Genomic DNA, 22,902 nt, shown 5'->3' with positions numbered 1-22,902 from the left:
TGAAGCGCCTCCACGACCCGGCTTGCAGGGCTGGTGAGGGGAGGAGCTGGCACAGCTCCCGGAGCGTCACTCAGAAGCTGTATCGCGTCCGCGGATTTGGCGCGGGCCGGCCGGGGTGTCAGGGGGTTCCGGCCGGGCATGCGCCCCATGACGACCGGTCCAACGACCGACGGCCCGCCCATTCACAGCAGCGGCTCACCCCGCGGGCTGGGCGGCGTGCGCATCACGTTCGAAACCGCGACGTGAAAATTCGACCGCTCCACCGACGCGCGCGCCGTCACCTGAAGCCACTCCACCCGCGGCACCTCGAACGGATCCTGTGAGCCCTGCTCGTGCAGCACGTCGCTCACGTCCCGCCATACGGCTAGGAGGTCGTGTACCGCCTCCGTGACGGCGGAGGGGCCCAAAAGTTCTGCCTGTTCGAGACGCGGCCGTAGCTTGGCCCAGACCTCGTCCCACTTCCGCGCTGCCACGTCCGACGGGTGAACGACGAACCCGCCCTCCTGGAGGGACTCCACCTGCTCGTTCCACCCGTCCTGGAACCGGCGCAGGTCCTGGATGGCTTCGTCCCAGTGGGTGAGCAGGTCGGTGTAGGCCTTCAGACGTTGTTCGCGGAGCCAGTGGCCGTGTTCGACAGTGGCCTGGTCGGCGGCCTGTCGGCGGCCGACGACGATGCCGCACAGGGCGCCTGTGATGCCGAAGACGCCGGCGGCTATGGCGGCGATGACGGCCGCCCATCCTTGGTCCATGCCGGTCATCCTGCCGTGGCCGGGTGGGGTGTCGGGCTGGGTTCGGGGAGGTGCTGACGACGCTCGTCCAGGGCGCGCTCACGCCGCTTCTCCTCGGCCACCTGCGCCAGGTAAGCGTCCAGCGGTAGCCCCGCCACGTCGGCCAGGGCCTGCAGCGCGTCCACGCCTTCAGCTGGAGAGCGTGCGCGCTCTCGGAGGAGTTGTTGTCCTGCCCATCCTTGATGGTCGACCGCGTGTAGCCGGCCTTGGGCGAGGTGCTTCCCGCGTGGATCGAGTCCTGGATCTCCTGCGGGAGGTCCAGCCAGTTGAGGACGGTCGTCACGGCGGCGAGCTCTCCCCGGCCCCGGGTGCCGTACTGCTCCGGGCCGAGCAGTACGGTCAGGACCTGAACTGCCTGTTGCAGCGCTCGTACCGCCGTTTTGGGCGTCACTCCTTTCGGAACGCCGGTGCGGCGCAGCAGGTCGTACCACTGCCGGGCCCAGCCCTGCCCGGCGAGCGGGGAAGCGTCCAGTGCCGAGGCGGGCGACGACCAGACCTGCTCGCGCTGCGCCGCGTGGGACGCGCGGACGGCACGGCGGTCGGTGAGTGGCGGGCCGAGTTCCTCAAGGACCTCCCTGAGCGGCTGGAGCGGGCTCGAAGATCACTACAGTCCCGTCTCGTGACGACGATTGCGACGCACACGGTCGAGTAGAGTCCAGCCGGACGGCGAGTGCAGGTGGTCGCCTGCGGCGTATCGACTCCACGTCCCGCCGGTCTCCTTGAGGAGGCGGCTGGTGGTCTTGTCTTGATGGCCGAGAGCGTCCGCGACAACGGGGGCGGGCAGCTCAAGGAGTTGTTGTCGGATGGCGGCTCCGCGAGCTGCGACGACCGGGACGCCGATCTCGCCCAGAAGCGCGGAAAGGTGGTCGGGGCGGGCAGGCTGGCCTGCCCGACGGCGGGGAAGAGCCAGCGGGACGCTTGATGGGTGGCAGTGTTCGTGCCGTCGCGGTCCGCGATGTACGTCAGCAGCGGGAATGCGACTGGGCGGGGACGGGTGAGGCAGGTTCTCCGAGCCGTAGAGGCGTTGCGTTGCTCCACTCGCCCGTAGGCGCCGACTGATCAACGCGGGCCGCTTCGCCACTTGCATCAGCGCAAGCCACACAGCCCATGCCAACGCGGCGGCGCCGAAGTGCTCATCCGTATCCCTTCCTCATGACCGACTGAACGCGTTCAGAATAAGAGACAGGTCGAATGCGTCGCATCAGGGCGGCCGGGAGCGTGGCGCCGAGGCGGTCGGCGAGCATTCCGCCGAAGTCGCGAATCTGCCCGGCGACCATGCCAGTTCGGGACCACGGCCAGAACGTCCTTCAGGCCGGCGCGGTCTGCCTCGGTCAGGGCTGCGGGGGGACGGGTGAGCCAGCCGGATCTGGCGCACCGTCGGAAGGCGGGGCTGCACGCCTGCCGGAACCGTGCGCAGGGTGGCGATGGCGCCCGCCACGCCGGTGCCGACACTCCCGTGGCCGATGACTTGCTGAGCGCGTCGACGAGCGGGCCGGGGCCCTTCGTCCAACGGATCCAGTCGAGCCGTATCCGTCACCGCGCTTCTCAGAGACATTGCCTCCGACGGGCTTCCCGAGGCCTTGTCCGGTCATCACGTCAACCCCCGGTCTCAGCTGGCTCATACCGCTCTTCGACGGGCCGCACGAGCCATCTGATGGCACCGAGAACGAGGCATGATGCCTGGACCGCTCGCGGACGCGGTCGTGGACGGTCGAAGTACGCGTCAGCTGACCCGAAGACCGACCGCCAGCGTCAGCTCAAGGACCCGGTGTGGCGATGCGAGATCCGGAAACAGCTCCCGCAGCTGCGACATCCGGTACCGGACCGTCTGGGGATGGACGAACAACGCCTTCGCCACCTCCTCCCGCCTGCCCTGGTGCAGCAGCCACGACCGCAACGTCTCCTCCAGCCGCGTTGCGGTCGCGACAGGCAAGGTCCGCAACGGTGCGAGGGCTCGGGCACGTAGGTCTGCGAACGCCTCCACGTCGGCGCTCAGCACCAGCTCGGGCAGGTGGTCCTCGGTGTCGCGAATATCGGAGGAAAGGGAGCGCGCGCGTACGGCTCGTGCGTACGAGGCGGACGCACGAGCCCATGGCCGGGCCGGGCCGACCACGGCGGCGCGGCCGGTCAGCTGCCTCAAGAGATGTGATCGGTCCGCATCGGGGACAAGCAGCACACCGGTGGCGTCCGGCAGATCGTCGAGGACGAGGGTGCTCGGGTCGAGCGCGCGGTAGGCAGGCCGGGCCTGTGCGGCGGGCAGCAGGACCGCGGTCAGCGAAACCGGAGGCTGCCACCCGGCCCGTTGAACGGAGGCCAGCAGCACATCCGGGCTCGCGCCGGCGAGGAGGTCGCGGGCCAGGTGTTCCAGGTGGCGCTCGTGGGCCCTGCCCCGGGCGGCCAGTTCGTCGGCGTGGCCCGCGGCGCTCGCGGCGGAGAGCTCGTCGATGTAGGCGAAGGTCAGCTCGGCGAACTTGGCGACCTCGGCGGCGGGCAGACCTGCGGGTACGGCACCCGCTGCCAGGCATCGCCAGGCCACGCGGGCGCCAACGCGGTAGGCGCTGAGCAGGGCGTCCATCGAACGGCCGTCGCGCACCTCGCCGCGGCCCAGCTCGTAGGCGGCGTCACCGGCGTCGCCGCCTGTGGCGTTCCCGCTCGCGAGGTCCAGGTAGTGCCCCAGGGCGGTGCGGACGGCTCGGCGGATGGTGGCGCCCATGTGGCCCGAAAGAGCGTTGGCGTAGGGAGGGACCTCGTCGATGATCGCCTGGACAACCTCGTCGGCGGTGCTCTTCAGCGCGGCCCGAAGTGCGGTGACTGTCGTCTCATCCAGGGCCAGTTCGCTGACCCTCCGGATTGCATAGCTCACGTTCTATTCCCTGCGAACAATTCAGCCGACCAGATTCACGTTCTGCGGTCAGGACTTTACGCCCCAAGGCGCAGCAAGCTGGAGACATGACGAGTGCAGCCCTGCGCAGCAGGGCGTGGAAACTGCTGGAGATGGTCACGACGCCGCTGCTGCCGTCGGACTACCTCGACCTGGTCAGCCCGCTGCGTGCGGGCGCTGACCTGCGTGGGCGCATCGAGGCCGTGCACCCCGAGACGGGTGACGCCGCGACCATCGTGATCAGGCCGGGACGGGGCTGGCGTGGCCACACAGCCGGTCAGTACGTGCGGATCGGGGTCGACGTCGACGGGGTGCGCCTGTGGCGTGCCTACTCCCTCACCTCGCCGACAAACCGCCAGGACGGCCGCGTCACGATCACCGTGAAGGCGATCCCGGACGGCAAGGTCAGCAACCACTTGGTCCGCAGGGCGAAACCGGGCACGCTGATCCAGCTCGACCAGGCGACCGGTGACTTCGTACTGCCGCGAGCCAGGCCCGCCAAGGTGCTCTACCTGACGGCCGGCAGCGGCATCACGCCCGTGATGGGCATGCTGCGCGACACCGAGTTCGACGACGTCGTCATGGTTCACTGCGCGCCACAGCCGCACGACGTGATCTTCCGCAACGAACTGCACGGCCTGGTCGCGGACAAGAAGCTGCGGCTCACCGAGGTGCACACCGACACGGACGGCATTCTCGACATCGCCCGTCTCGATGAACTCGTGCCCGACTGGACCGAGCGCGAGACCTGGGCTTGCGGGCCCGCGGGCCTGCTCGACGCCGCCGAAGAACACTGGACCGAGCACGGCGTCCAAGAGCGCCTGCACACCGAACGCTTCCGCCCCAGCATCGTCGTCGCCGGCGACGGCGGCGAGGTCACGTTCAGCGCCTCCGGCAAGACCGTCGACGCGGACGGTGCCACGCCGTTGCTGGACATCGGCGAGGAGGCCGGCGTGCTCATGCCCTCCGGGTGCCGCATGGGCATCTGTTTCGGCTGCGTCACGCCGCTCAAGGCGGGCGCCGTCCGCGACCTGCGCACCGGCGAGATCACCGAGGCCGAGCCGGGCGTCCTCATCCAGACCTGCGTGTCCGCCGCGGCGGGCCCCTGCGACATCGAACGGTAGGAGCACCTTGACCGCCATCGACCCCACCGCCCACCTGACCGCGGAGCAGATCGAGGAGCTCGGCCGCGAGTTGGACGCGATCCGCGACGAGGTGATCGCCGACCGCGGCGAAAAGGACGCCGCCTACATCCGTAAGGTCATCTCGGCGCAGCGCAAGCTCGAGCTGGTCAGCAGGGGCGTGCTGCTGTTCTCGATCTTCCCGCCCGCGTGGCTGCTCGGCACCGCCGGTCTGTCCGTGGCGAAGATCATGGACAACATGGAGATCGGCCACAACATCCTGCACGGCCAGTGGGACTGGATGCGGGACCCGAAGATTCACTCCACCACCTGGGAGTGGGATCACGTCTCGCCGTCCGAGCAGTGGAAGCACTCGCACAACGAGCTGCACCACACGTACACCAACGTGATCGGCAAGGACAACGACCTCGGCTACGGCATCATGCGCGTCGACGAGGACCAGAGGTGGCACCCGTTCCACCTCGGCCAGCCGCTGTGGAACTTCATCAACGCCTGCTTCTTCGAGTACGGCATCGCAGCGTACGACCTGGAACTCGGCAAGAACCTGCACAAGCGCCGCCGCAAGAACCCGGAGTTCCGCGCGCGGGCCAAGGCCGTGGGCCGCAAGATCCGTAAGCAGGTGCTCAAGGACTACGTGATCCACCCGCTGCTGTCGGGCCCGTCGTTCCTCACCACGCTCGCCGCCACGTTCACCGCGAACCTGGTCCGCAACATCTGGACCCACTCGGTGATCATGTGCGGGCACTTCCCCGAGGGCGTGCAAGTCTTCGAGCGCCGGTCGATCCAGGGCGAGACGCGCGGCCAGTGGTACCTGCGCCAGATGATGGGCTCGGCGAACATCAGCGGCAGCAGGGCCATGCACTTCATGACCGGCAACCTGTCACACCAGATCGAGCACCACCTGTTCCCGGACCTGCCGAGCAACCGGTACGCCGAGGTCGCGGTGAAGGTGCGCGCGCTGTTCGAGAAGTACGAGCTGGAGTATGTCACCGGGCCGCTGCCCAAGCAGGTGTTCTCCGCGTGGCACAAGGTCTTCCGGCTCTCGCTGCCGAACAAGAAGCCCAAGGTCAAGACGCCGGACCGCGAGCAGGAGCTCATCGCGGCCTGATACCCGGCATTGGTTCAGATCTTTCGGCCGTACCGGGCGGCGTAGGCGGCCGTGGCGCACCGGCGCCGGACGCCGGACGCCGACAGCGTGAGGTTCTGCCCTGGTTGCCGCGTGAGGTAGGCGGCAGTGGCATGCGGGAGAAGCGAAGGTTCCAGGGTGCGCCAGGGCGGGATGAGGGTCCTGCCCGAGGAGTGCGTCCGCCGCCGCTGGGACTGAGAGTTCATCGACTGGTCACGGTTCGCCGAGACGGTTGCCGATGTGTGACGCGTCCTGGACCGGGTTCACCCCGCGTCCTGTGCGGTGAGGCGGGTGTGGTCGAGGACACCTGCCGCCACCTCACCCCGGCCGAGGTTCGAAAAATGTCGTGATGGACGAGTTTCTGGTTCTTCTCTGCCCGGACTGTGGCCCGCATCTCCCCACATGACGACGGCCCCGCTCGCGCCTCCCTCGGTGCGGGGCCTTCATCCGCCAGGTCTGCCTCAGGCTCGGCGGCGAACTCGGACAGAAAGTCCTGCCCGTCCAGCGCGCCAAGCGCGGAACGGACCCCAAGGAACGCCGGAACCGCCTCGCCGACCAGCTCTGCCTGAACGGGCGGCTCCAGGCGGAACTGCGCATCGACAGCACCCCCGGCGTCCTGGCCGTCAGCGCCGACCTGCGCACCGGCAGACTGCGCACCGCCATCGACATCCCTGCTCCCGAGCAGGGCTACCCCCTGAGCTGGGCCAAGCGGCTCGTCCGGTACCTGGCCGAGGCGCCGGCGGACCTGCACGTCGAAACCCTCCTCGACAGCGAAACCGCAGGCCCGCGCGGAACCCTGGAGCGCCTGCGCCCCGAACCCGCGGACCTGCTCCCCAAGGACAACGACACCAAGATCACCGGGTTCCGCCTGTCCCTGCTCAAGAGCATGGGAAGCGGCCGCGGCAACGCCGAGACAGGTTTCATCCGCAGCGTCGACGACGCCGTGCACCGCTTCTACACCACCGTCGTCGTCCACCTCAACACCCCGACAACACGCCGGACACCGTCCAAGGGACGCACCAGGACCGGATGACGCCGGGGCACAGGCGGCAGCAACGCCGTCTGTGCCCGCCACGAGACCGTCCTCTTGCGCAGGCCCGCCCTCACCTGACCTCCGCAAGAGGGCCGGCTTCGACACCGAGGTCCGCCGTATCCTCTGCACCGCGAACGCGATCGAGTCCGGGAACGCCAGGATCCGGCGGGCGGTCAAGGCCCGTGGGCACTTTCCCGAACGAGACCGCCGCTCTGAAGTGCGTCTACATGGCCATCATGAGCCTGGACCCCACCGGCAAGGGACAGGCCCGTTGGACCATGCGCTGGAAGACCGCTCTGAAGGGAGCTGGAGTTCACCGCTGTGGGCGCCTACACGGGCGTGGCCATCGACCAGGACGCCGTGAAGGCCGGTGACCTTCCCGGCGTTCTCGTCGCCCCGGCATGACTGTCTGCCGCGCATGAGACCGGCTCCCACCCTGATCACAGGGTGGGAGCCGATGCCGTTGCGGCCAGGGGGTGTCACTTCGCGGCCGGCTTGCAGAGCATCGGCTGCCCCCGTCGATGCCGTACTTGCAGGTGTCGCCGGCCACCGGACGCCGGCCCTGGGCCGGGGAACCGCTTCCGCCCACCGAAGGCCATCTGCCATACGCCCTTCTGTCCGCGGTCATCAAACGCGCTGCCGACTTCGAGGAACTCCTGTCCGCCGCCACGACCTCTGTGCCGTGTGGCTTCGCAGGTGGGAGCGGCCACTACGTGCCGACGAGCTCAGGCAGAACTTGTCGATCACCGAGCCGTGAAATGTCGATGAGAACTGACACCGCTCGGTGGCGGAGTCGATGTCTCTCCGCTGCTATGTGGCGATGTTGGGGGGGGTGCTGTTCAGGATGTCCTCGGTGTTCTGCTGCCTCACCGGTCCGCGTCCTGTCGGCGAAGGCCGTCGAGGACGACGTTCATCAGAGGCCGCGCCGTTGATTCCCATTCATCCTGGTCCAGTCGGCCGAGGTAGGCGATCAGCAGGAGGACCCCGTGGGCGTCCACGTCCGCGCGGAGGGAACCGGCCGCTTTCCCGGCGTCCAGCAGGTGACCGAGGGCGCCTTCGATGGGGTTCTGGCTGTGAGCGACGAGGTCCTGCCAAGCGGCCGGCTCCAGCGCTGCCAGGACGCCGTACTTGATCTCGGCGTAGTCGATCACTCGGTCGAGCCAGCGACGCAAAGCTTCCACGGGCTCGTGGGCCGCCAGCAGAGTGGAGGCAGCGGTCACGAGTTCTTCGACGTCGCGCCGGTAGACCTCGGCGAGGAGCGCTTCGCGGTTGGGGAAGTTCCGGTAGAGCGTTCCCTGTCCTACACCGGCGCGCTTGGCGATCTCGTTGAGGTGGACGTGGCGGGACTCGGCGAGGGCCGCGCGGGCAGCCTCCACGATGCGGGTCCGGTTCCGCTCCGCGTCCGGACGGCGTGCTGGCGCACTCATGGGCCTCTCCTGATGTTCCGCCTACGACAAGTGGACACGTGTCCGGTAGGGTGGACCAAGCAGCGGACACGTGTCCACTTTACTTGGAGGCAGTAGTGCCCTCTCTTCACGGCAAGATCGTCGCTATCACCGGAGCGAGCGGCGGCATCGGCGAAGCCACGGCCCGCCTGCTCGCCGGCCGCGGCGCTGCGGTGGTCCTCGCAGCGCGCCGCAGCGAGCGCATCGACGCCATAGCGCAGGACATCCGGGAGGAGGGAGGCCGTGCTGCCACGCGCGTCGTCGACGTCACCAGGGCCGAGGACCTGCAGCGCCTGGTCGCCACCACCATCGACCAGTACGGCCGTATCGACGTACTGGTGAACAACGCCGGCGTCGCCCCGATCAGCCCGCTGGCCGACCTCGACACCGAGAGTTGGTCGGCCATGATCGATGTCAACCTCCGCGGCATGCTCAACGGCGTCGCCGCCGCGCTGCCGGCCTTCCGCGAGCAAGGCTCGGGCCACCTGGTGAGCATCGTCTCCGTGGCCGGCCTGTCCGGCGTGTCCCCCTCGATGGCTGTCTACGCCGCGACCAAGAACGCGGTGCGCGCCGTCCACGAAGGGCTGCGCACGGAGTCCACCGACGGGGTGGTGCGCACGACAGCCATCTCGCCGGGATACATCCGCACCGATCTCGCCGACTCCATGACAGACCCCAACATCCGCGAGCAGACGCGCAAGAACATGGACGCGGTGGGCATCCCTCCGGCGGCGGTCGCCCGCGCGGTGGCCTTCGCCATCGAGCAGCCCAGCGACGTCGAGATCGGCGAGATCAACGTTCGCCCCACCGTCCAGGCATGACCCTTGCCGTCACCGGTCAGTGGGGCGTCCGCCAACCGCTTGCACAACGCCACTGCCCGGCCGGGCGTGCCGACGGCCACGACAACCCGGCCCCGGGTGAAGGTCATACGCTCGCCGTCCGCGTGCACGTACCGGGTGTACGAGCCGTGCTGCTCCGGGCCCGGCGGGCGTTCCGCGGCCGCGTCCGGAGCCGGTATCGGCGCTCCGTCCGCGCGCTGCGCGAAGTGCTCCAGCTCGGCCAGCTCGGCTGCTGGAAGAAGCACGCTCACCCGCTGGCCCTCCGCGGTGATGGTCACGCGCTCGCCGGCCTCCTCCACCAGGGCGACCATATGCCCGAAGTCCTCGATCGGGCCTGTCATTTCGAAGCTGCTCATGCGCTTGGACGCTATCGGCCGCACTCTCGCCAACCGAACCGGGGACGGCCTGGCGGAATAACAGGGCTCCGAAGATGGGGAGCTTATCCAGAGTCCACAGCGGACGGCGGCCCGCGCAGAAGTCGCATCCATTGCATGCCGGTTGGCCGTTTCCAGGATGTCCGCCCCGTCTCTGCCGCAGCGTCGTCACCTCCAAGAACCGGCGCTACGAGAAGCTTTCGCCTTTCCATCCCCGCGGTCCGGCCGTGCCTCTGAGGCAGGCACAGGTGAAGTCAGCCCCAGTCGCCGTTGATCCACGCGAGCAAGCGGGCGCGCTTCTTGTAGGAGCAGGGAGCGTGGACAGTGCCGGACGTGACATACGTCTCGGACCCGACCCGCAGCTCGTGCCCATAGTCACTGGGGCCGTACTCGCCGTCGCGGCGGCCGTCCAAGTCGTCGGCCCAGTCGGCGAGACCGAAGTCGAGGTCGAGGTTCTCAAGGTACCGGCCGGGGTCGGCCGGTTCTACCGGTGCGGGATGACCGTTCGCCCCGGCGGTGGGCCGGTCTTCGAGGCAGCCATCGGAGCGCACGGGCTGGCCCAGCCACCACCCGGCCAGGAACACGGCGTACACAGTGGTGACGGCGCCGAGGCGGCGCGGGGTTATCCAGGCAGGCACCCGGGGAGTGTCGCACGATATGGGCCGGCGCCCGTGTCGGCGGACACCCCGAGCCACACCGCCTCTCTACCGCAAGTGGCCCTGGAACCACGCTCGCATGCGAGGGCGTTCGCTCGTGTCGTTGGTGCAGGCGACGGCATAGGAGATGAACGTGGTGTCGGCGCTCCCACGCGGGTTGGAGGCCGGGGCCGGTGTCGGGTCGATCGGGAGGGGAGACTTCGAGCCGTGCTGTGGCGGGTACGCCGTCGGCGTGGGGGTGGGGGGTGGTTCGGTTTCGTACTTGTCAGCGATCTGGTCGAGAGCCGCCTGGTCGAGGTGGCATGCGGGGGTGACGGGCTGACCCAGGTACCAACCCGCAACGAACACGGCGTAGAGCGCGGCGGCGGCGCCAAGGCGGCGCGGGGTGACCCGGCGGGGGGTATTCACCGGCGGCCCCGTTCCAGTACACGGGCGGCGTTCCGCAGCGCCCAGGCAGCGGCTTCGGCGTCCGTGGCCCGGCTGTCCCGGAGGAACCGGCGGACGGTCGAGAGCGCCTCATCCCCGGTGCCGTGGCGGGGCCCGACCGAGTGCTCGACGACGATGTGGTCCGGGTCCACACCGCCGCTCGGGTCGGCGGCGCGAGTGAGCCCGGCGTCGAACGCGGCGGCGGTGCAGGTCGCCCCAGTTCCGAGGGCGGCGCGGAGGCTGACCCGGCGTAGGGCAGGGGGTGTTGTGCTCATGCCGAAGGACCCTACCCGCAGGTGTAGACCTGTCTGCCAGCATGGGTAGTCGCCCGGCACGGTCACTGTGACCGGCGTGCCCACCACCCACGGCCCCGGACCCGCGCGAGGAAGTCGAACCGATCCACCGGCCAGGTCGTCGGGTTCGTCCTGACCGGCGAGGGCCTGCCCACCGTCCACGTGCCCCCCGTGCCGAAACAATCGTTGCGTCAAGCGGCAGAAGACGAGGCGGCAAGGGCCGGGGTCGGCTGGATGTGAGCTGCGGATGGCAGCGACGGACGACTGGTGATCCGGCGTGCGAGCTCCTTCACCTCGACTGTCAGCTGCTGAATGCGCTGGCCAGAAGCCGGAGCGTGAAGACGGCCGCGCCGCCGGCACAGGCATGGTTGGCGTACCCGTCGGTCAGTGACGTGTTGGTGAGCGTGGAAAGCGCCTCGCGCAGCAGGGGATCGACTCCGAGGAACCGGGCCTCGAGCTGGTTTTTCGCCTGTGTGCGGGCCTTGATGGCAGACTCCTCCGCCAGCCGCAGCACGCGTATGTCGGCCGCCGGGCCTTCACCGGTCCTGGGCGTGAGGTCAGCGCGTCCGGACAGCACGGCACGGGCAGCAGCCTCTGCATCGACGGCGTCGGTCTTGCCGCGCTTGCGGCGGATGGCGCGGTCGGGCTGGTTGACCTCGACGAACTGGACGCTCTCCAGCCGGCGGTATCCGGCGCCGGTGGCCTGGAACTCCTGGTGGGCCACGAACGCTCCGAGCGCGCTGATCACAGCGGCGACATGCACGTCCCCGTGTGCGCGGCGAAGGCCCGAGACACGGAAGCGGCCGCCCTCGCCTGCGACGGCCGGGGCCTGCCTCGGCCGTCCTCGTCACACCGCGCCGGCCAAAGGGGTGGACCCGACGAAGTCCGCGATCCGCTCGTCCGGGGCCAGCAACTCCCGCTGCCCGTCGGCTCCCTCCAGCATCACGTCACCGAACGGGCCGAACAGCGACTTCGACCAGTGCCCCAGGAACACCCTCGTCCGGGACGAGGTCCCGGCGGCGGTGATCCGCCCCGGAACCAAGGGCGTTCCTCACCCCGCGCACACCTTTCCTACGGAGCCTGTGCGCTCCTCCCCCGGCCCGTCCCGAGCGTCCCGTTCCTCCAGGATGCCCGGTGGGCCGGGGCACCCACCGCACCGCCGTCAGTCGGCTCGCGAGGAGATTCTCACTGAAACGTTGAAACAAAGCTGGTTGATGATTGATGGTTCATCTAAAGCTCCGTCCCCCCGGAGCTCCGACCGGAAGGAACCACGACACTATGCAGAGCCGACCCAAGAAACTGGCGCTGGGTGCCATGGTGGCCGTCGCGATGAGCATCGCGCTCCCGGCAGCCCCCGCGTTAGCCACCGAGGAGATCGACTGCGGCGCCGGCACGGATTCCGTGTAGGTGACGTACCTGGAGAACGGCACGGAGCACACCCGGTGCTGGACCGGCCCCGGCGACGTCCCGCTCGAACAGGGCGGTGTCACTTCCTTCTCCTCGGGCGCCCACAACGTGGTCGTCTTCTGGAGGACGAACCTGGGATGGGACGTCGAAGTGCTCCCGCCCCACACGCTGGCCCCCTTCACCGGCGCCGACACCTACCACGTCTACGGTTTCCACGTCAGGTAACCGCTGACGGCGGCCCGGCCGGTCCGTCCGGGCCGGCCGGCCGTTCGCGACGCACACGGTGATGAGGGGTACTCGCCACCCGGCGGCGGGCGGAACCTCTCGTCCGGAACAGTCCGGGATCTTCCGGCGCAAGGGCGGTGCGCCCGGGGACAGTCTCGCCGGAGGCGACCGGATGTCCGGTGCACAGCACAACTCGCGGAAAACCTGCTCACCCACGAAGACACCGAGTTGCGGCACCCATACACGATCCTGACCCACTGGCAGACAAACAGCCCGATCGAACACCGCAAGGCCCAGCGGCCCCTTGCCAGGCCATCATGGAGCACATCGGCCTTCCCCACCTCCTGGCAGGCACCACGGAGGGGCCGTGCACGCGGTGGAGCACCCGCGAGCCGATACTGCTGCTCTCCGGCGACCACGCGGCAGGCGACGCTGTCCGCGCACCCTGCGCAGGCGTTCGTCCAGGACGAATACTCCGCGTTCGACTCCGGCCGCCTGCCCTGCACCTGGCAGCTCGACCGCAATGGGGCCGGGGAGAGCCAGGGTTGGACCTTCAACGCCCACGCCGCCACGAATACCTGGTCAGTGCCCGGCGGGGATGCTCGCCTCCTGGGCGGAGCACATGCCCGTCCAAGCCCCAGGCGACTGGGCGCACTTCAGACACCCGACGGGTGGACCCGCCGCCCGCCAACCGGCACGGGCCCTTCTTGCTCCGCCGGGCGGTGGTGCTGCCTGTCGGTCGGCCCTGGCGTGGCGCCCGTCCACCGCGATCAGGCGAAACTGCGGCTTCTTGACGATCTTCGGGTCAAACGTGCCGTCGCGGTCGCGGGGAACGGTCATCTCCACCGGACCGACGTCGGTCAGCAGGGTCTTCGCGCGGTTGCCGTCGCGGGAGTTGCCGCTCTCCCTGTCGTGCTTGTCATAGCCGAGGTGGTCGGTGATCTCGCCCTCCAGGGTGGACTCGCGGCCGCTTCGTCAGCTGTTGGATCAGTCCGCCCTCGCCGGTCAGCTGCAGGCCTTCGGCCTGGGCCCGGGACACCAACTCGTCGATCAGCCGGTCATCCACCACCTTCGCCGGCTGCGGCTCCAACAGCTCGACGGTCTCGGCCCCGGTCACGTTCTCACTGGTCATCGATGCATCCTCCATGATCGGGAGCTACACCGAACCCTCGGATCAGACCGGTTCGGGCTGCGGTTCGCGTCGCGGTTCCGGCAGGTGGGCCGGCACGGCCGTCCGTTCCGACAGCCTGGTGATCCGTGCATAGCCGTAGACCACTGAGGCCGTTGCCAGCATGAGCAGCGGGCCGAACACCCACGGATGAGCAGCCATCTCCGTCGGCAGATAGCGGTACGCCGCCAAGAACGCGGTGAAGACCACCGCGCCGTAGACGACGAACCGCTTCGCCGACCGGTCCCAGCCGCGGTCGAGTGAGCGCAGCGCCATATCGATCGTGAGGGTGAACACCACACCGGCGATGATGTCCGCGCCGTAGTGGTAGCCGAAGCCCAGCGTTGCGCCCAGCGTGGCGATCAGCCAGGACGCGCCTGCGAACCGCAGCACCCACGGGCCCCTGAGGGCATGGATGAAGATCGCGGTGGCCCATGCCGTGTGCAGACTGGGCATGCAGTTCCGCGGAGTGATGTCGTCGAAAGGCATCGGCTGCGGATTGCCGACCGGCGGCGGCGTGTCCGGCCACAGGTTGGCCACGGCCCAGGGCCCCCCGTCGGCACCGTAGGCGAAGACCGGTCCGACCACCGGGAAGATCATGTAGATGCCGGGCCCCAGCAGGCCGATGACCAGGAAGGTGCGCACCAGATGATGGCCCGGGAAGCGGCGCTCGACCACCACATGGCGCAGTTGGTACAGCGCGACCGCGACCGCCGCCACCGGGAGCTGGATGTAGACCCATTCGAGAACGTGGGCGCCGACCGTGCCGGTGGCCTCGACGATCCGGCCCGCCAGCCACGACGGGTTGCCCAAGGCCTGATCGGCGGTGGCCACGTACTGGTCCAGCACCGTCGGGCGGGTCTTCGACGTGATCAGCAGCCAGGTGTAGCCGGTCTTGCGGCCGGCCACCAGTAGCAGGGCCAGTCCCACGCCCTGCAGCAGCAGGACACGGTCCCGGCCGGTTCGGCGCGTGACGGCGATGACACCACAGGCCACTGTCACCCACAACGCGCCGTTGCCGAACATCATCTCGGCGCCGACAGCCCACCGCACGAGCCAGAAGACGATGTCGATGCCGGCTGCCGTGCCGAGCGCGATGAACCGCTGGCGCCAGGTGAGTACCACCATCATCAACGCCATGCTGACGTACAGCACGGTCCCCGACCTGGGGGCGAAGATCACCTCTCGCGCCTGGTCTGTGATCGGCCCCCGCTCGCCGTATCGACGCGCGGCGATCTCCAGTGCGATGAGGAATCCGAGGCCCACCACGGTCACCACGACCCATACCATGCTGCGTGGTTGACGCCATGGAACCGCCCGAAGGCTGCCGCATATTCGCGAGGACCCTCGCGTTACCCCAGATGCCAATTTTTCAGCCGATGTGTCATTGTCCAACATGATTGTCGCGAGCTCGAACATGCTAGCGGGGCGGGTGGCTTCACTGATCCCCGGTACGTCGAATACAGCGATCGGCGCCATCCGCCCACGGTTGCGGCGAACATGGAACGCCGCGCCGCTCCCACGGACGCGGCGGGCGTTGGCCTTGGCCGTGACCGGTGCCCGGCTCGGCTTGGCGGACGCCGCCCATACCGCGCGGACCTCTTGCCCCTCCTCTGCGCCGCAGTGGCGATCGTCGCGCTCTTCGCCTTCCACGCAGCTGTGGGCTGGTGGAAGGAGCCAGCCGTGCGACACGGCCGCGGCCGGCCAGTGCGGGCGGCCGGCTGCACTTCGCGCGGTGACGCATCCCCGTTGGGCCTGTCACTGGCTGTTGCGGGACATGACGTTGGTGACACAAGCCAATGCCGGTAAACCCAAGGTGCCCTGACGGGCATCAGTCGGGTACCGTGCGGGCCATGTCGAGTCCTGAGTCAGACGAGGTGGGGGCTTTCGGTCACGCCGTCAGCCCCCTGAACCACTGAGCTCGTAGCCCTGTCGTCGCGCCGCATTCTGCGGCCGGGGGCGAGTATGCCTTTGGGGCTGGCCGCGGTGACGAGATGACCTTCTCGTGCTTCTCCTCACCTCGGAGCCACTCGATGCCTCTCCCTCTCCCGCTGTATCTGCTTGCCATGGCGGTTTTCGCCATGGGCACCTCGGAGTTCATGCTCGCCGGCCTCCTGCCGGACATCGCCTCAGACCTCGACGTCACCGTCGGGACAGCAGGCACGCTCACCTCGGCCTTCGCCGTCGGCATGATCGTCGGCGCTCCCCTTGTAGCCGCGCTTGCACGCAACTGGCCCAGGCGCTCCAGCCTTCTCGGGTTCATCCTCACTTTCGCGGCAGCTCACGCCGTGGGCGCCATCACCACCGGCTTCCCGGTCCTGTTCGCCACCCGGGTCGTCGCCGCGCTCGCAAACGCAGGGTTCCTCGCCGTCGCTCTCACCGCTGCCGCCACGCTGGTCTCACCCGACAAGAAGGGACGTGCGCTAGCCGTGCTGCTGTCAGGCACGACGATGGCCACGGTCGCTGGTGTACCTGGCGGCTCGGTGCTCGGCACGATGCTCGGCTGGCGGGCCACATTCTGGGCCGTCGCCGTTCTCTGCATGCCTGCCGCCCTCGGCCTATTGAAGGCAATCCCGGCGGGACGTGTGAAGGAAGAGGCGACTGGCGGGCCAGCATTGCAAGCGGAGCTCGCCCAGCTCACAAGGCCGCCATTGATTCTGGTGATGCTGCTCGGCGCGCTGGTGAACGCAGCCACGTTCGGCAGCTTCACCTTCCTCGCCCCCATCGTGACCGACACCGCCGGGCTGGGCGAGTTGTGGATCTCTGTCGTTCTGGTGCTCTTCGGCGCCGGTTCCTTCGCCGGGGTCACCGTCGCCGGCCGGCTGTCCGACCAGCGTCCCAGTCTGGTCATCGCAGTCGGCGGCCCGCTGCTGCTCATCGGCTGGCCGGCACTGGCGGTGCTGGCCAACGAGCCGGTCGCCCTGTTCGCCCTGGTGTTCGTGCAGGGCGCCCTGTCGTTCGCGCTGGGCAGCACCCTGATCACACGGGTCCTCTATGAGGCCGCGGAGGCCCCCACCATGGCCGGGTCGTATGCGACCGCGGCACTCAACGTCGGCGCCGCCATCGGCCCCCTCATCACCGCAACCACCCTCAGTACCGCGGTCGGGAACCTCGGGCCGCTGTGGGCAAGCGGGCTCCTGATTGCGATCACACTGCTTGTCGCGTTCCCCTTCCGCACTGTGGTCGCGGCAGGCCGAAGCGCCGAGGTGCTCCAGTGACACCTGCGAACGCCCCCTGAACATCGAGGGACGCCGAAGGCTCGGCGCCGCCCACCGCGAGATCATGCCCTCCGTCGAGCACCGGCAGTCGAAATACCTCAACAACCGGACGGAGAACAACCACCAGCCCACCCGCCGGCGAACTTCCGCCCCGCCGCCACCTGATGACCGACACCGACTACCGCGCCGAGATGACCGTCCGCTTCGGCGTCTGGAACCAGATCACCAACGCCGCTGACCTGACTGCCGAGGCCTGAGCACCGGCCCGACACCGGACCCACGCCACGTCCCGACACACCGTCACAGACCCAGGTGCCCAACAATGTGACAGCGCCGTCAGGGGAGCAGTTGGCGCACGAGGGAATCAGCGGCCCATTGCTCCCAGCGCGCTGGTGACCAGCCCCGACCGGTGACAAGCAGGGTGTAGGTCTCGGGACCGAGGACGGTCATGGCGATGTCGGCGGCTGATTCGGCGGTCTGACTGTCGCGCAGCCCTGTCTGGGTTTTGGCGATGAGGGCTTGGGCGAAGCGGTGCTGGACGGTGTGCCGCTGCTTCAAGTTGGTCTGCCACAGCTGGGCGAGCTCGGGTTCGGCTGCCGCGGCGCTGCGTACGACCTCCAGCAGGGGTGTGGCCCGTTCGAGAATGCGGCGGGCGCCGGCGGCCTGGAGGCGGAGCTGGATCGCGGGGTCGGGTTCCTTGATGACTGTGCGGGCCCAGGGGCGGTCGAGGGTGGCGATGGGATCTGCGTCGCCTGCGACAGCGGCGTCCACCACCTCTTTGAGCAGGGCGCGTTTGCTGCCGAAGGTGAAGTACACGGTCTGGGTGCCGACCTCGGCGGTGCGGGCGATGCCTTCGATGGTGGTGCCCGTCCAGCCGCGTTCGGTGAAGAGACGGGCGGCGGCGTCGGTCATGCGCTGCCGGGTGCGGCGGGCTTTCTCGGCCCGGGTGATGGGCGCAGCCACCAGAGACCCTTCCTTCATCTTTCTCAAGGAATCTTTGACTGTAGTGAGACTACAGTGTATCTCACTGGAGTATGACTACAGTGAAACCGAGCGGTGCTGGACGGATCCTTGTCGTGGGCGGGTACGGGGCCGTCGGAACGACGGTGACGACCATGCTGGAGCAGTGGTTCCCGGGACGCGTACTCCCGGGTGGTCGCGATGGGGACCGGGCTCGCCGGCTCGGCGGGGTACGCGTCGATACGGGCGATCTTGCCGGCTTCGGGCGGGTGCTTGACGACCTCGGTGACGTGGGCGCTGTGGTCCTGTGTGTCGAGCCCGAGGACGCTGCACTCGCCCGGATCTGCCTGGAGCGGGGCATCCATCTCGTCGATGTCGGTGCGACCCACGGGCTCCTGGCCCAGGTCGCACAGCTCGATGATCTGGCTGCCGGGTCGGGGACGGCGGCTGTGCTGAGTGTCGGAGTGGCGCCCGGGCTGACCAATCTGCTCGCCCGTCGTGTGCATGAGGAAGTCGGCGGGGCGCAGCGCCTGGATCTCACGTTGCTGCTGGGCGCGGGAGAGCGGCACGGAGCCGACGCGGTGCGCTGGACGGTCGCCGGTCTCGGTCACCCCGTCCTGGCCCGGCCTCAGCGGGTGGTCCTGCCCGGGTACGGTGTGCGCAGGGCTCATCCGTTTCCCTTCTCCGATCAGCACACGGTGCGGCGCACGCTCGGTGTGCCGGAGGCGACGACGCGGTTGTGCCTGGACTCCCGGCTGCTGACGGCCGCGCTGTTCGCCGTGCGTCGGCTGGGGCTTTTGCGCGGCACACGTTGGCCAGGGCGGCAGCGGCTGCTCACGCAGGCCTTCAGCCGGGTGCACCTGGGAGGTGAGGGGTTTGTGGTGCGGGCGGATGCCCGTCGCGGCGACCGGCACGCGGTCTGTGCCCTGACCGGGCGCGGGCAGAGCCGGGTGTCGGGCCTCGTGGCCGCCTACGTCACCCGCGCGGTGCTGGCAGGCAGCGTGCCCGCCGGGGTGCGGCACATCGAGCAGGTACCCGTGCTGGCGGACCTGCCCGAGCAACTGGCCGTCCACGGCGTCACGGTGTACGGCATCGCCAGTGGGGCCCGGCGATGAGCGAGAGCTGGCGGGGTGGCCATTACACAGCGGCCGGCGATGCCTGGGCGCATGCAGCCGACGAGGTCGTCGCCCTGGCTCTGGGAGAGCTCGGACTTGCCGCAGACGGTCCTGCCCCGTCGCGCGCACTGGATGTGGGCGCGGGGTCCGGTCCCGCTGCCCTTGCCCTGGCCCGGGCCGGTCTGCGAGTTGCTGCACTGGACCGGGAGCCGTCGTTGCTGCGGGTCGCCTCCCGTCGGATCCACACGAGCGCCGGATGCGGTACGGCGTACTGCGTGGCAGGTGATGCCGTGGCACTGCCCTTCAGGGCGAACGCCTTCGAGTTGGTGGTTTCCACGTTCGGGGTGATGTTCGCGCCCGATCCCGCCCGGGCTGCGACAGAACTGGTACGGGTCTGCCGCCCGGGAGGAGTGATCGCCGTCGCCTCGTGGACCCCGGAAGGGACGATGGGGCAAATCGCTCCGACAGTTCTGGCGCACCTGGACCGGCCGGGCAGCAAACCGTCTCCGATGCGCTGGGGTGATGCCGGGTGGGTGTGCACCTGGTTCGCGCCGCTGCCGGCGGACCTTCATCTGTCGGTACGGCAAGTCCTGGTGAGGTACGACTCGGTGGAGCATGCCGTGCGCGCTTTCGAGAACAAGCCCGGTCCGCTGCGAGCCCACCGTGCGGCGCTTCGGGCAGCGGGCCGTTGGAAGCAGGCCCGTGCCGCTTTGAGCAGGTTGTTCGAGGACGGCAACGAAGCCGATGACGGCAGCTTGCTGCTGCGGATTCCCTACCTGCTCCTCATCGGACACGTAAGGGAGACGTGAGCGCCACGAAGGCTCTGTTGCACGGCGGTGCGGCGGCGGGCACACCCGACGTGGCGCTGCTGACCGCGGACGTCCTGGACAAGGAGCTCTCCCGGCCGGTGTTCCGGCGGCCGGGCCGGAACGGACACCTGCCGGCCCCTACACCGTGTCGCGGTGTTCGGTACGCGGCGGGCGCTAGCGGCCGCGCTCGCTACCACTGACGGCCGGACCGATGCCGACCGGCTGCTACCGGGTGACGGCCCGCATCCCACGGAGCGCGGTATGACTGCGGACCGGCCGCCTCTGCGCGCCGTCATCACCGATGATCAAGCGCTCGTACGCACCGGTCTCAAGATGATTTTGGCGGCGGACGGCATCGAAGTGACGGCCGAAGCCGCCGACGGGGCGGAGGCTTTCGCAGCGGTTCGCCGTACGCGGCCCGGCGTCGTCCTCATGGACATCCGGATGCCGGACCACTACGTCTACGCCGCGCTCACGGCCGGCGCCAGCGGCTTCCTGCTCAAGGAGGTCACCCCCGAACATCTGGTCTCCGCCTTACGCCTGGCGCAGACCGGCGACGCCCTCCTCGCGCCCACGATCACCCGTCGGCTGATCGAACGCTTCGCCATGCCCGACGAACCGCGGACCATCGCCCCGCACCGCGATTTGTCCGGCTTGACCCCGCGCGAGCTCGAGGTGCTCCGCCTACTCGCGACGCGCCTCGGTAATGCCGAACTCGCCTCTCGGCTGTTCCTGAGCCCGACCGCGGTCAAAGCAGCGAGGGGTCGTGGCCTGCTGGGCAGGGGCTGTTGGCAGGTGGCGCACGCCGGTCCAGCACCCCAGGATGCCCTGGAGGGCGTCGCGGGTCTGGCAGGGAGTGAACCCGGTGTGGATGCTCCTCCCAGGCAACTTGCCCGGCGAGGCCGACTCGGGTGTACGGAGCGCACCATCGGGACCTGGAATCTCGCGTGTTGTGAAACTGGACAGCCCTCGCGCCAGAACCAGGTCCCGTTGCCGTGCTGCGAACGCCCTCCCTGGCATCGCCCCGCACACCAGTCCTGGCCGCATCCTCGCTTTCCGGTCCCGGGAGGGTTCTGCCTCCCGGCTCACGGCAGATTCCCTGCTCGCCGCCCATCCCTGTGATCAACTCCGTTGGCTTTATTGACATTTCACTCAGGAGACGTACCGTTGGGAGCGCTCCCACTACAGTCTTGCAACTGGAAGGAGTTCCCCCCACATGCGCAAACAGAGTCCATTAACCGGGCGTTCGCGACCGTCCCTCCGCCGCCCTCTCCAGACGCTCGTCATGGTGTTCGCCGTGGTTGTCGGCGCACTGGCCTGGTCGACCCCCGCCCAGGCTCACGGCACCATCGTCGACCCCGCCTCCCGCGCGTACCAGTGCTGGAAGACGTGGGGCAGCAACCACACGAACCCGGCCATGCAGACCGAAGATCCCATGTGTTATCAGGCATTCCAGGCCAACCCCGACACCATGTGGAACTGGATGAGCGCGCTGCGCGACGGCCTCGGTGGCCAGTTCCAGGCGCGGACCCCCGACGGGACGCTCTGCAGCAACAACCTCTCGAGGAACGCCAGCCTGAACAAGCCCGGGCAGTGGAAGACGACCAACGTCAGCAACAACTTCACGGTCCAGCTGCACGACCAGGCGTCCCACGGTGCCGACTACTTCAGGGTCTATGTGAGCAAGCAGGGCTTCGACCCCAAGACCCAGACCCTGGGCTGGGGCAACCTCGACTTCATCACGCAGACCGGCCGCTTCGCCCCGGCGCAGGACATCAGGTTCAACGTCGACACCTCCGGCTACACCGGACACCACGTCCTGTTCGTGATCTGGCAGGCCTCGCACCTCGACCAGGCCTACATGTGGTGCAGCGACGTGAACTTCGGCTGAGTCGGAGAGCGCCGCACACGGCACCGGCCTCTGCCGGGCGCCGGTAACCCGCCGCCCGGCCGACCGAGCTCCGTCGGGGCAGGGGACCATGTGGTCGCCCTGCCCCGACGGGGCTCCCTGCGCTCCTGGTGTGAACACACGGCTGACGGCCTTCGTCGACCACGGGCCGGGCGGAACCGGCGATCCCGTCGCCGCCCTCCTGCGACCGGGAGACGCGGGATCCAACACGGCAGCCGACCACATCACCACCGCCCAACTCGCCCTGGCCCACTCGGCCTGACCCAACTGCCCAAGCACTGTCGGCGAGGACGGCAGACGCTGACCCGCACGAACTCCGCCGGCGGCACCCATGACTTCGTGTCCTGGCTTGTCGATGTACTCGGTGGGGTGCTCAGGTGCGTACGGATAGATGTGCTGAGTCGTCAGGCGACTCTGCTGTCCCGCTCGATGGCCATGGGAGCAGTTCTTCAGCCTGTGGCTGGAGCCGTTTGCGCAGACGCCGACGCCTCAGGGAGCGAGCCGAGCAGTGCGGCGGTGCACTCCTCGGCGAGGTCTTCGGCATGGGCCGGGAGGGGGTCGCCGCCCCGGAGGTGGCGGCGGACCAGTGAGAGGGGCAGGTCGACCACGGCGAGCGCGACTCGCTCGGTGGCCTGCTGGCCTTCGGCGCCCAGGGCAGTGGCGAGGGCGGCGAGGGAGGCGCGCACGCGCTGGTTGCCGCGGTCCGCCCGTTGGAGGTGTTCCTCTGGCCAGTCGGCGCGCCCGAAGTCTTCGGCGCCGTAGAGGAGGAGAGCGGCCTCCTCCGGGTGGGCGCGGCTCCAGGCGACGACATGGCGTGCCGCTGCACACCCCGCCTGCCGCGCGTCGACGCCTGCTTCGAGTGCCGCGAAGTAGCCCTCCTGGAAGCGCTCTACCGTCCGCAGCCACACCTCGGCGAGCAGCGCGGCCCGTCCGGCCAACCGGTGGTACACCGAACCGCTCGGAGCGCCCACCTCCATGGCGACCGCGGACATCGTCACCGCAGCCGGGCCCCCTGTGGCGGCCAGTCGTACGGCTGCGTCGAGGAGCTGCTTCGTCTCGAAGCGGGGTGGTCTCGCCATGAACTAGAG

Annotated in this window: 24 protein-coding genes and 8 pseudogenes; 17 read left to right on the top strand and 15 right to left on the bottom strand. The window is 69.1% G+C overall.

Features of this window, described 5'->3' with window-relative positions; translation table 11 throughout:
• Nucleotides 1-182 precede the first annotated feature (182 nt).
• The 3 genes and pseudogenes from ACZ5C2_RS30640 to ACZ5C2_RS30630 form a co-directional block, all read right to left on the bottom strand.
• Nucleotides 183-749 carry a hypothetical protein gene (locus ACZ5C2_RS30640; RefSeq protein ID WP_468798653.1) on the bottom strand — a complete coding sequence of 189 codons (567 nt, stop codon included), beginning with the start codon at nucleotides 747-749 and terminating at the stop codon, nucleotides 183-185.
• Nucleotides 750-754: 5 nt separating this feature from the next.
• On the bottom strand, nucleotides 755-913 hold the full coding sequence (locus tag ACZ5C2_RS30635; RefSeq protein ID WP_468798650.1) for a hypothetical protein: 159 nt from the start codon (nucleotides 911-913) through the stop codon (nucleotides 755-757).
• A 209-nt stretch (nucleotides 914-1,122) separates the two neighbouring features.
• Nucleotides 1,123-1,311: pseudogene (locus tag ACZ5C2_RS30630) on the bottom strand (TIGR02679 family protein); the annotation flags it as partial.
• A gap of 225 nt (nucleotides 1,312-1,536) precedes the next feature.
• Between ACZ5C2_RS30630 and ACZ5C2_RS30625 the strand changes: the two are divergent.
• Nucleotides 1,537-1,710 carry a hypothetical protein gene (locus ACZ5C2_RS30625; RefSeq protein ID WP_468798647.1) on the top strand — a complete coding sequence of 58 codons (174 nt, stop codon included), beginning with the start codon at nucleotides 1,537-1,539 and terminating at the stop codon, nucleotides 1,708-1,710.
• An 801-nt stretch (nucleotides 1,711-2,511) separates the two neighbouring features.
• Here ACZ5C2_RS30625 and ACZ5C2_RS30620 read toward each other — a convergent pair.
• On the bottom strand, nucleotides 2,512-3,651 hold the full coding sequence (locus tag ACZ5C2_RS30620) for a PucR-like N-terminal domain-containing protein (RefSeq protein WP_468798644.1): 1,140 nt from the start codon (nucleotides 3,649-3,651) through the stop codon (nucleotides 2,512-2,514).
• 86 nt (nucleotides 3,652-3,737) lie between these two features.
• Here ACZ5C2_RS30620 and ACZ5C2_RS30615 point away from each other — a divergent pair, with 86 nt between their 5' ends.
• Both ACZ5C2_RS30615 and ACZ5C2_RS30610 read left to right on the top strand, forming a co-directional pair.
• On the top strand, nucleotides 3,738-4,793 hold the full coding sequence (locus ACZ5C2_RS30615; protein WP_468798641.1) for a ferredoxin reductase: 1,056 nt from the start codon (nucleotides 3,738-3,740) through the stop codon (nucleotides 4,791-4,793).
• 7 nt (nucleotides 4,794-4,800) lie between these two features.
• Complete coding sequence (locus tag ACZ5C2_RS30610; protein ID WP_468798638.1) at nucleotides 4,801-5,919, top strand: fatty acid desaturase family protein; 1,119 nt, start codon at nucleotides 4,801-4,803, stop codon at nucleotides 5,917-5,919.
• 14 nt (nucleotides 5,920-5,933) lie between these two features.
• Here the strand turns inward: ACZ5C2_RS30610 and ACZ5C2_RS30605 are convergent, their stop codons facing one another.
• Nucleotides 5,934-6,143 (bottom strand): hypothetical protein, encoded by a 210-nt coding sequence (locus ACZ5C2_RS30605; protein ID WP_468798635.1) that lies wholly within the window; start codon nucleotides 6,141-6,143, stop codon nucleotides 5,934-5,936.
• A gap of 239 nt (nucleotides 6,144-6,382) precedes the next feature.
• Between ACZ5C2_RS30605 and ACZ5C2_RS30600 the strand changes: the two are divergent.
• Nucleotides 6,383-6,970: pseudogene (locus tag ACZ5C2_RS30600) on the top strand (TerD family protein); the annotation flags it as partial.
• A gap of 97 nt (nucleotides 6,971-7,067) precedes the next feature.
• A pseudogene (locus tag ACZ5C2_RS30595) lies at nucleotides 7,068-7,344 on the top strand (transposase); the annotation flags it as partial.
• A 492-nt stretch (nucleotides 7,345-7,836) separates the two neighbouring features.
• On the opposite strand, the gene ACZ5C2_RS30590 reads toward ACZ5C2_RS30595, so the two are convergent.
• Nucleotides 7,837-8,397 carry a TetR/AcrR family transcriptional regulator gene (locus ACZ5C2_RS30590; RefSeq protein WP_468798632.1) on the bottom strand — a complete coding sequence of 187 codons (561 nt, stop codon included), beginning with the start codon at nucleotides 8,395-8,397 and terminating at the stop codon, nucleotides 7,837-7,839.
• 95 nt (nucleotides 8,398-8,492) lie between these two features.
• Here ACZ5C2_RS30590 and ACZ5C2_RS30585 point away from each other — a divergent pair, with 95 nt between their 5' ends.
• Entirely contained in the window at nucleotides 8,493-9,236 is a 744-nt protein-coding gene (locus ACZ5C2_RS30585) for an SDR family oxidoreductase (RefSeq protein WP_468798629.1), read from the top strand.
• A gap of 646 nt (nucleotides 9,237-9,882) precedes the next feature.
• On the opposite strand, the gene ACZ5C2_RS30580 is transcribed toward ACZ5C2_RS30585, so the two are convergent.
• The 3 genes from ACZ5C2_RS30580 to ACZ5C2_RS30570 form a co-directional block, all read right to left on the bottom strand.
• The gene (locus ACZ5C2_RS30580; protein WP_468798626.1) at nucleotides 9,883-10,266 is read right to left on the bottom strand and encodes a hypothetical protein; all 384 of its coding nucleotides are present in this window, start codon (nucleotides 10,264-10,266) and stop codon (nucleotides 9,883-9,885) included.
• A 66-nt stretch (nucleotides 10,267-10,332) separates the two neighbouring features.
• The gene (locus ACZ5C2_RS30575; RefSeq protein ID WP_468798623.1) at nucleotides 10,333-10,692 is read right to left on the bottom strand and encodes a hypothetical protein; all 360 of its coding nucleotides are present in this window, start codon (nucleotides 10,690-10,692) and stop codon (nucleotides 10,333-10,335) included.
• On the bottom strand, nucleotides 10,689-10,985 hold the full coding sequence (locus tag ACZ5C2_RS30570) for a hypothetical protein (RefSeq protein ID WP_468798620.1): 297 nt from the start codon (nucleotides 10,983-10,985) through the stop codon (nucleotides 10,689-10,691). Before ACZ5C2_RS30570 ends, ACZ5C2_RS30575 begins: the two co-directional genes overlap by 4 nt.
• 55 nt (nucleotides 10,986-11,040) lie before the next feature.
• Here ACZ5C2_RS30570 and ACZ5C2_RS30565 point away from each other — a divergent pair.
• Nucleotides 11,041-11,168, top strand: a pseudogene (locus ACZ5C2_RS30565) (MBL fold metallo-hydrolase); the annotation flags it as partial.
• 136 nt (nucleotides 11,169-11,304) lie between these two features.
• Here ACZ5C2_RS30565 and ACZ5C2_RS30560 read toward each other — a convergent pair.
• The gene (locus ACZ5C2_RS30560; RefSeq protein WP_468798617.1) at nucleotides 11,305-11,751 is read right to left on the bottom strand and encodes an IS110 family transposase; all 447 of its coding nucleotides are present in this window, start codon (nucleotides 11,749-11,751) and stop codon (nucleotides 11,305-11,307) included.
• 99 nt (nucleotides 11,752-11,850) lie between these two features.
• Nucleotides 11,851-12,045, bottom strand: a complete 195-nt coding sequence (locus ACZ5C2_RS30555) for a hypothetical protein (protein WP_468798614.1) — start codon at nucleotides 12,043-12,045, stop codon at nucleotides 11,851-11,853.
• A 236-nt stretch (nucleotides 12,046-12,281) separates the two neighbouring features.
• On the opposite strand from ACZ5C2_RS30555, the gene ACZ5C2_RS30550 reads away from it, so the two are divergent.
• Together ACZ5C2_RS30550 and ACZ5C2_RS30545 are read left to right on the top strand one after the other, a co-directional pair.
• On the top strand, nucleotides 12,282-12,410 hold the full coding sequence (locus ACZ5C2_RS30550; RefSeq protein ID WP_468798611.1) for a hypothetical protein: 129 nt from the start codon (nucleotides 12,282-12,284) through the stop codon (nucleotides 12,408-12,410).
• Nucleotides 12,411-12,635, top strand: coding sequence for a hypothetical protein (locus ACZ5C2_RS30545; RefSeq protein WP_468798608.1), 225 nt, complete (start codon nucleotides 12,411-12,413; stop codon nucleotides 12,633-12,635). It abuts the gene before it with no gap.
• A 759-nt stretch (nucleotides 12,636-13,394) separates the two neighbouring features.
• Here ACZ5C2_RS30545 and ACZ5C2_RS30540 read toward each other — a convergent pair.
• Nucleotides 13,395-13,767, bottom strand: a pseudogene (locus ACZ5C2_RS30540) (transposase); the annotation flags it as partial.
• A gap of 42 nt (nucleotides 13,768-13,809) precedes the next feature.
• Entirely contained in the window at nucleotides 13,810-15,093 is a 1,284-nt protein-coding gene (locus ACZ5C2_RS30535) for a phosphatase PAP2 family protein (protein ID WP_468798605.1), read from the bottom strand.
• A gap of 743 nt (nucleotides 15,094-15,836) precedes the next feature.
• Here ACZ5C2_RS30535 and ACZ5C2_RS30530 point away from each other — a divergent pair.
• Both ACZ5C2_RS30530 and ACZ5C2_RS30525 read left to right on the top strand, forming a co-directional pair.
• Nucleotides 15,837-17,021, top strand: a complete 1,185-nt coding sequence (locus tag ACZ5C2_RS30530; RefSeq protein WP_468798602.1) for a Cmx/CmrA family chloramphenicol efflux MFS transporter — start codon at nucleotides 15,837-15,839, stop codon at nucleotides 17,019-17,021.
• Between the two features lie 34 nt (nucleotides 17,022-17,055).
• Nucleotides 17,056-17,278, top strand: a pseudogene (locus ACZ5C2_RS30525) (IS6 family transposase); the annotation flags it as partial.
• Nucleotides 17,279-17,357: 79 nt separating this feature from the next.
• On the opposite strand, the gene ACZ5C2_RS30520 reads toward ACZ5C2_RS30525, so the two are convergent.
• Nucleotides 17,358-17,984 carry a TetR/AcrR family transcriptional regulator gene (locus tag ACZ5C2_RS30520; protein ID WP_468798599.1) on the bottom strand — a complete coding sequence of 209 codons (627 nt, stop codon included), beginning with the start codon at nucleotides 17,982-17,984 and terminating at the stop codon, nucleotides 17,358-17,360.
• 152 nt (nucleotides 17,985-18,136) lie between these two features.
• Here ACZ5C2_RS30520 and ACZ5C2_RS30515 point away from each other — a divergent pair, with 152 nt between their 5' ends.
• The 6 genes and pseudogenes from ACZ5C2_RS30515 to ACZ5C2_RS30490 form a co-directional block, all read left to right on the top strand.
• The gene (locus ACZ5C2_RS30515; RefSeq protein WP_468798723.1) at nucleotides 18,137-19,096 is read left to right on the top strand and encodes a saccharopine dehydrogenase family protein; all 960 of its coding nucleotides are present in this window, start codon (nucleotides 18,137-18,139) and stop codon (nucleotides 19,094-19,096) included.
• Nucleotides 19,093-19,905, top strand: a complete 813-nt coding sequence (locus tag ACZ5C2_RS30510; RefSeq protein ID WP_468798597.1) for a class I SAM-dependent methyltransferase — start codon at nucleotides 19,093-19,095, stop codon at nucleotides 19,903-19,905. Before ACZ5C2_RS30515 ends, ACZ5C2_RS30510 begins: the two co-directional genes overlap by 4 nt.
• Nucleotides 19,902-20,105, top strand: coding sequence for a hypothetical protein (locus ACZ5C2_RS30505; RefSeq protein ID WP_468798594.1), 204 nt, complete (start codon nucleotides 19,902-19,904; stop codon nucleotides 20,103-20,105). The genes ACZ5C2_RS30510 and ACZ5C2_RS30505 overlap by 4 nt, the downstream gene beginning before the upstream one ends.
• Before the next feature lie 61 nt (nucleotides 20,106-20,166).
• Nucleotides 20,167-20,673: pseudogene (locus ACZ5C2_RS30500) on the top strand (response regulator); the annotation flags it as partial.
• 448 nt (nucleotides 20,674-21,121) lie between these two features.
• On the top strand, nucleotides 21,122-21,796 hold the full coding sequence (locus tag ACZ5C2_RS30495; protein WP_468798591.1) for a lytic polysaccharide monooxygenase auxiliary activity family 9 protein: 675 nt from the start codon (nucleotides 21,122-21,124) through the stop codon (nucleotides 21,794-21,796).
• Between the two features lie 142 nt (nucleotides 21,797-21,938).
• Nucleotides 21,939-22,165 (top strand): annotated as a pseudogene (locus ACZ5C2_RS30490) (IS1380 family transposase); the annotation flags it as partial.
• 98 nt (nucleotides 22,166-22,263) lie between these two features.
• On the opposite strand, the gene ACZ5C2_RS30485 reads toward ACZ5C2_RS30490, so the two are convergent.
• Nucleotides 22,264-22,893: a TetR/AcrR family transcriptional regulator gene (locus ACZ5C2_RS30485; protein WP_468798588.1), complete on the bottom strand. Its 630-nt coding sequence runs from the start codon at nucleotides 22,891-22,893 to the stop codon at nucleotides 22,264-22,266.
• Between the last annotated feature and the right edge of the window lie 9 nt (nucleotides 22,894-22,902).

The organism is Streptomyces sp. NPDC031365, assembly GCF_055569765.1.
Note: the sequence above shows the minus strand (reverse complement) of the source record. Positions and strands in the feature narration are given on the sequence as shown.

Bases quoted from the DNA above. Each gene is read 5' to 3' on its own strand.
- ACZ5C2_RS30640 (WP_468798653.1), bottom strand. From the start codon at position 749: ATGGACCAAGGATGGGCGGCCGTCATCGCCGCCATAGCCGCCGGCGTC.
- ACZ5C2_RS30625 (WP_468798647.1), top strand. From the start codon at position 1,537: ATGGCCGAGAGCGTCCGCGACAACGGGGGCGGGCAGCTCAAGGAGTTG.
- ACZ5C2_RS30615 (WP_468798641.1), top strand. From the start codon at position 3,738: ATGACGAGTGCAGCCCTGCGCAGCAGGGCGTGGAAACTGCTGGAGATG.
- ACZ5C2_RS30605 (WP_468798635.1), bottom strand. From the start codon at position 6,143: ATGAACTCTCAGTCCCAGCGGCGGCGGACGCACTCCTCGGGCAGGACC.
- ACZ5C2_RS30590 (WP_468798632.1), bottom strand. From the start codon at position 8,397: ATGAGTGCGCCAGCACGCCGTCCGGACGCGGAGCGGAACCGGACCCGC.
- ACZ5C2_RS30570 (WP_468798620.1), bottom strand. From the start codon at position 10,985: ATGAGCACAACACCCCCTGCCCTACGCCGGGTCAGCCTCCGCGCCGCC.
- ACZ5C2_RS30550 (WP_468798611.1), top strand. From the start codon at position 12,282: ATGCAGAGCCGACCCAAGAAACTGGCGCTGGGTGCCATGGTGGCCGTC.
- ACZ5C2_RS30535 (WP_468798605.1), bottom strand. From the start codon at position 15,093: ATGGTATGGGTCGTGGTGACCGTGGTGGGCCTCGGATTCCTCATCGCA.
- ACZ5C2_RS30530 (WP_468798602.1), top strand. From the start codon at position 15,837: ATGCCTCTCCCTCTCCCGCTGTATCTGCTTGCCATGGCGGTTTTCGCC.
- ACZ5C2_RS30515 (WP_468798723.1), top strand. From the start codon at position 18,137: ATGCTGGAGCAGTGGTTCCCGGGACGCGTACTCCCGGGTGGTCGCGAT.
- ACZ5C2_RS30510 (WP_468798597.1), top strand. From the start codon at position 19,093: ATGAGCGAGAGCTGGCGGGGTGGCCATTACACAGCGGCCGGCGATGCC.
- ACZ5C2_RS30495 (WP_468798591.1), top strand. From the start codon at position 21,122: ATGCGCAAACAGAGTCCATTAACCGGGCGTTCGCGACCGTCCCTCCGC.
- ACZ5C2_RS30485 (WP_468798588.1), bottom strand. From the start codon at position 22,893: ATGGCGAGACCACCCCGCTTCGAGACGAAGCAGCTCCTCGACGCAGCC.